Here is a 4,480-nt window from a genome sequence, read left to right as displayed (position 1 = left end):
AGCTTGCGGTCGATCTGGGCCCGGGGGCCGCGCACGGCGGCGCCCTTGGAGCGGTTCAGCAGCCGAAACTGGATGCCGGCCACGTCGGCCAGGCGGCCCATGACCCCGTCGAGGGCGTCGATCTCGCGCACAAGATGCCCCTTGCCCAGGCCGCCGATGGCCGGGTTGCAGGACATTTCACCGATGGTCTCAAGCTTGTGGGTCAGCAGCAGGGTCCGGGCGCCGAACCGCGCCGAAGCCGCCGCGGCCTCACAGCCCGCATGGCCGCCGCCGATGATGATCACGTCCCAGGAGGTCACGCCAAGCTCCGCATCCGCGCCATATGGGCGGGGGGTTCCTATAGCGGAAGGGGCGGGGGGTTTCACGTGAAAGAGTCTTACCGAGGCGCCGGGTGAGCTCCTCCTCTCCCCGTTCAGGGGGCGAGGGTAGGGTGAGGGCGCGCGCAGCAAGGCTGCGCGTCTCGGCCTCGAAGTTATAACTGAGCTGCAGAAAGCGCCCTCACGCCACCCTCTCCCGCAAGCGGGAGAGGAGGAGCTAGTCGGGCCCTCAGCAGTGTTCCACGTGAAACACCTTATTTTCCAATGCAGAAGGTGGCGAACACCCGGTCCAACACGTCCTCGGGGTCGATCCTACCGGTGATCCGGTCCAGGGCGCGGCCGGCGAGGCGAACGTCCTCCGCGGCCAGTTCGGGAGAGCCCTCAACGGCCAGGGCGTGCTCCAGCCGGGCCAGGGCCTCGGTCAGCAGGTCCTTGTGACGCAGGCGGGTGGCAGTCGGGAGCTCGTCGCCGGAGAGACGCTGGAGCACCTGGTCGGTGAGGGCCGCCAGGATGACGCCGACATGGGTGGTGTCGCGGGCGCTGATCCGGTGCAGTTCAAGCTCCAGGGCGCGGGACTCCACCACCGCCCGACCCGTGTCGTCGCCGGGACCCAAGTCAGACTTGTTGATCACGCAGAGGTCGCCGGCGCTCAGCTCCTCCGGCGGCGGGTCGATGGCCGAGGACGCCCCATCCACCACCCAGATCCGCAGGTCAGCGGCGGCGGCCCAGGCCCGGGCGCGGCGGACGCCTTCGGCCTCGATCTCGTCGTGGGTGTCGCGCAGGCCGGCGGTATCGGCCAGCAGCACCTTGTAGCCGGCCAGCCGCAGCGGAACCTCGATGACGTCGCGGGTGGTGCCAGGAGTCGCCGTGACGATGGCGGCCTCGCGACCGGCGAGGCCATTGAGCAAGGTGGACTTGCCGGCGTTAGGCGCGCCCACCAGGGCAATACGGAAGCCCTCACGGATGGCCTCGCCGCGGTCCACGTCCGCCAGGGCCAGGTGAAGCTCGCCGATCAGGCGCTGCAGGTGGGGCCGGGCGCGGTCGGCCACCTCGACCGGGACCTCCTCGTCGGGAAAGTCCACGGCGGCCTCGAAATTGGCCAGGGCCTCGATCAGATCGCCCCGCCAGCGCTGGTGTGCGCGGCCCAGCGCGCCCTCCACCTGGGCCAGGGCCTGGCGGCGTTGCGCCTCGGTCTCGGCCTCGATGAGATCGGCGACGCCTTCGGCCTGGGCCAGGTCCAGCTTGCCGTTTTCAAAGGCGCGGCGGGTGAACTCGCCGGGCTCGGCCAGACGGTGGCCAAGGCCGCTCAAGGCTTCAAGCAGCGAGGAAACCACGGCCGGACCGCCGTGCACGTGAAACTCGGCGCTATCCTCGCCGGTATAGCTGGCCGGGCCGGGGAACCAGAGCACCAGGGCCTGGTCGATGGGCCCGCTGTCGGAGCTCAGGGTGCGCAGCGCCGCCAAGCGGGGGCGCGGGGCCTTGCCAGCCAGGGCCTTCACGGCCGCCCGCGCCGCAGGGCCAGACACCCGGACGACCGCCACGGCCGCGCGCCCAGCGGCGGTGGCGGCGGCATAGATAGTGTCGGTCATTTCGGGCGGTTGGCGGAGCCCATGCCCATGTCGACCGCGGTGGACATCAGCTTGCGGAACTGCTCCTGGGCCCCGACCCCGAAGGCGGTCCAGTTCTTCATGAGCTCATCGGGGGAGAGCATGTTGATATTGGCCGACATGCGGTTCTGCATCTCCTCCACCAGCTTGTCGTTCAAGGCGGTGACGTCCGGCAGGCCCATGAAGGTGCGGGCTTCGATGGGGGTGCAGTCGATCTCGATGGTCATCTTCATGGCGGGGCCCTTCCTCAAGCATTAGTTATGACCGCGACTGGCGGCCGCGCGCTAGTAGCGAACGCAGAACAAGCCAAACGGAGGCTCCATGCCGAGCGAAACAATCACTCTCAAGACCGAGGAGGGCGACTTCAACGCCTATGTGGCGCGGCCGTCCAACGCCAAGGCCCCCGCCATCGTGGTGATCCAGGAGATCTTCGGGGTCAACGCGGTGATGCGGGAGATCGCCGACGGCCTGGCCGACCAGGGCTATATCGCCATCTGTCCTGACCTGTTCTGGCGCATCGAGCCCGGGATCGACATCACCGACAAGTCGGAAGCCGAGTGGAAAAAGGCCTTCGAACTGTTCAACGCCTTTGACCCCGACCTAGGCGTCAAGGACATCGCCGCGGTGATCGACCATATCCGCGCCGATCCCGGCTGTTCGGGCAAGGTGGGCGCCGTGGGCTACTGCCTGGGCGGCCTGCTGGCCTACCTCACCGCCACCAACACCGACGCCGACGCCAGCGTCGGCTATTATGGGGTCGGCATCGAGAACCGGCTGGAAGGAGCCGAAAAGCTGGAACGGCCCCTGATGCTGCACATCGCCGAGGACGACCAGTTCGTCCCCAAGGAGGCCCAGGCCATCATCCTGCAGGCCCTGAAGAACCACCCGCAGGTTACCGTCCATACCTATCCCGGCTGTGACCACGCCTTCGCCCGCCATGGCGGCGAGCACTATGACGCCGACGCCGCCCGCCATGCCAATGGCCGCAGCCTCGCCTTCTTCCAGCAACACCTTCTCTAGGTCCTGACCATGCGCGCCATTCAGATCGACGCCACCGGCGGTCCCGAAGTCCTCAAGCTGGTGGACATCCCCGCCCCCGAGCCCAAGCCGGGGCAGATCCTGGTGCGCAACCAGGCCATCGGACTGAACTTCATCGACACCTACCACCGCTCGGGCCTCTATCCCCTGAAGCTGCCCTCGGGCCTGGGAATGGAGGGGGCCGGCGTCGTCGAGGTGGTGGGGGAGGGGGTGACCCGCTTCTCGGTCGGCGATCTCGCCGCCTACGCCTCGGGGCCCATCGGCGCCTATGCCGAGCTGCACGCGGTCAACGCCGAGCGGGCGGTCAAGCCGCCGGCGGGGATCGACGCACAGGTCGCGGCGGGCGCCTTGCTGAAGGGGATGACGGCGGAGTTCCTGCTGCGGCGCTGCTACGAGGTGAAGCCCGGCGACCACATCCTTGTTCACGCCGCGGCCGGCGGGGTGGGCTCGATCCTGGTGCAGTGGGGCAAGGCGCTGGGGGCCGTGGTGATCGCCACCGCCGGGTCGCAGGACAAGGCCGACCGGGCCAAGGCGCTGGGCGCAGACCATGTGATCCTCTACCGCGACGCCGATGTGGCCGCCGAGGTGCGAGCGATCACCCATGGCAAGGGCGTGCCGGTGGCCTATGACTCGGTCGGCGCGGCGACCTTTGAGGGCACCCTTGGCAGTCTGGCCAAGCGTGGCCTGTTCGTCAGCTTCGGCAATGCCTCGGGGCCGCCACCCCCCGTCGCACCCGCACGGCTGATGCTGGCCGGCTCGGTCTTCCTCACCCGACCGACCATGGGCGACTATCTGCTGACCACCGAGGAACTGGACGCCTCGGCCGCAGCGTTGTTTGCGGTGATCGCATCAGGCCAGGTCAAGATCGATATCGGCCAGACCTTCCCGCTCGCGGAGTCGCGCAAGGCGCATGAGGCGATGGAGGGCCGGGACACGGTCGGGGCCAGTTTGCTCATCCCCTGACCCTATTCCCGCTCATCCCCGCGAAAGCGGGGACCCAGGTGTTTTTGGTTTGCTGTCTTTTTCAGCTTGGTGCGTGCCAGGACTTGAGCCGGGAGAAAAAGCCTGGGTCCCCGCTTTCGCGGGGATGAGCGGAAGAGGTGGTTCTAAACCTCGCGCTTCCACCCCCAGGCCTGGGTGATGCGGGGCAGACTCATGAACACCGAGGGGTCATCGCGCGCCTTCACCAGGTCGGAGATGTAATCCACCAGGGTTTCACGTGAAACACCCATGGATTCAACGGCTTCAGAGATCCCCGCCAGGGTGAGGGCCGCCATGGCCTTGGGCGGACCGGTAAGGCCGGCCGGCTGGACCATCCGGGCCTCGATGCCGATGAAGCCAGCGCGGCCGAGGATGCCCGGCAGCTTGGGGCCGATTTCGGCGTCCGCGCCGCGCTTGTGAGCGCAGGCGACATACCACTGCACGAAGTGGCGGAAGCTGAGACGAGTCGGCTCGCAGAGATGGGCGGAGAACTCCACATCCTCCACCACCAGCAGGCCGTCGGGGACCAGGGCGCGT

At 68.2% G+C, this 4,480-nt stretch carries 6 protein-coding genes; 2 read left to right on the top strand and 4 right to left on the bottom strand.

All coding sequences use genetic code 11. The features are described from left to right. From RMO97_RS14500 to RMO97_RS14490, 3 genes are all read right to left on the bottom strand, one after another. On the bottom strand, positions 1-299 hold a 299-nt coding region (locus RMO97_RS14500), incomplete at its 3' end, for an FAD-dependent oxidoreductase (protein ID WP_310541757.1). 272 nt (positions 300-571) lie between these two features. Next, positions 572-1,906: a tRNA uridine-5-carboxymethylaminomethyl(34) synthesis GTPase MnmE gene (gene mnmE, locus RMO97_RS14495; protein ID WP_310541756.1), complete on the bottom strand. Its 1,335-nt coding sequence runs from the start codon at positions 1,904-1,906 to the stop codon at positions 572-574. Beyond that, positions 1,903-2,157 carry a DUF6489 family protein gene (locus tag RMO97_RS14490; RefSeq protein ID WP_310541755.1) on the bottom strand — a complete coding sequence of 85 codons (255 nt, stop codon included), beginning with the start codon at positions 2,155-2,157 and terminating at the stop codon, positions 1,903-1,905. Before RMO97_RS14490 ends, mnmE begins: the two co-directional genes overlap by 4 nt. Before the next feature lie 88 nt (positions 2,158-2,245). Here RMO97_RS14490 and RMO97_RS14485 point away from each other — a divergent pair, with 88 nt between their 5' ends. Then, positions 2,246-2,944 (top strand): dienelactone hydrolase family protein, encoded by a 699-nt coding sequence (locus RMO97_RS14485; protein WP_310541754.1) that lies wholly within the window; start codon positions 2,246-2,248, stop codon positions 2,942-2,944. Between the two features lie 9 nt (positions 2,945-2,953). Then, entirely contained in the window at positions 2,954-3,925 is a 972-nt protein-coding gene (locus RMO97_RS14480; RefSeq protein ID WP_310541753.1) for a quinone oxidoreductase, read from the top strand. A 143-nt stretch (positions 3,926-4,068) separates the two neighbouring features. Here RMO97_RS14480 and RMO97_RS14475 read toward each other — a convergent pair. After that, positions 4,069-4,480, bottom strand: a 412-nt coding sequence (locus tag RMO97_RS14475; RefSeq protein ID WP_310541752.1) for a hypothetical protein, incomplete at its 5' end; no start/stop codon positions are given.

Source organism: Phenylobacterium sp., assembly GCF_031425575.1.
GTDB lineage: Bacteria > Pseudomonadota > Alphaproteobacteria > Caulobacterales > Caulobacteraceae > Phenylobacterium.
Note: the sequence above shows the minus strand (reverse complement) of the source record. Positions and strands in the feature narration are given on the sequence as shown.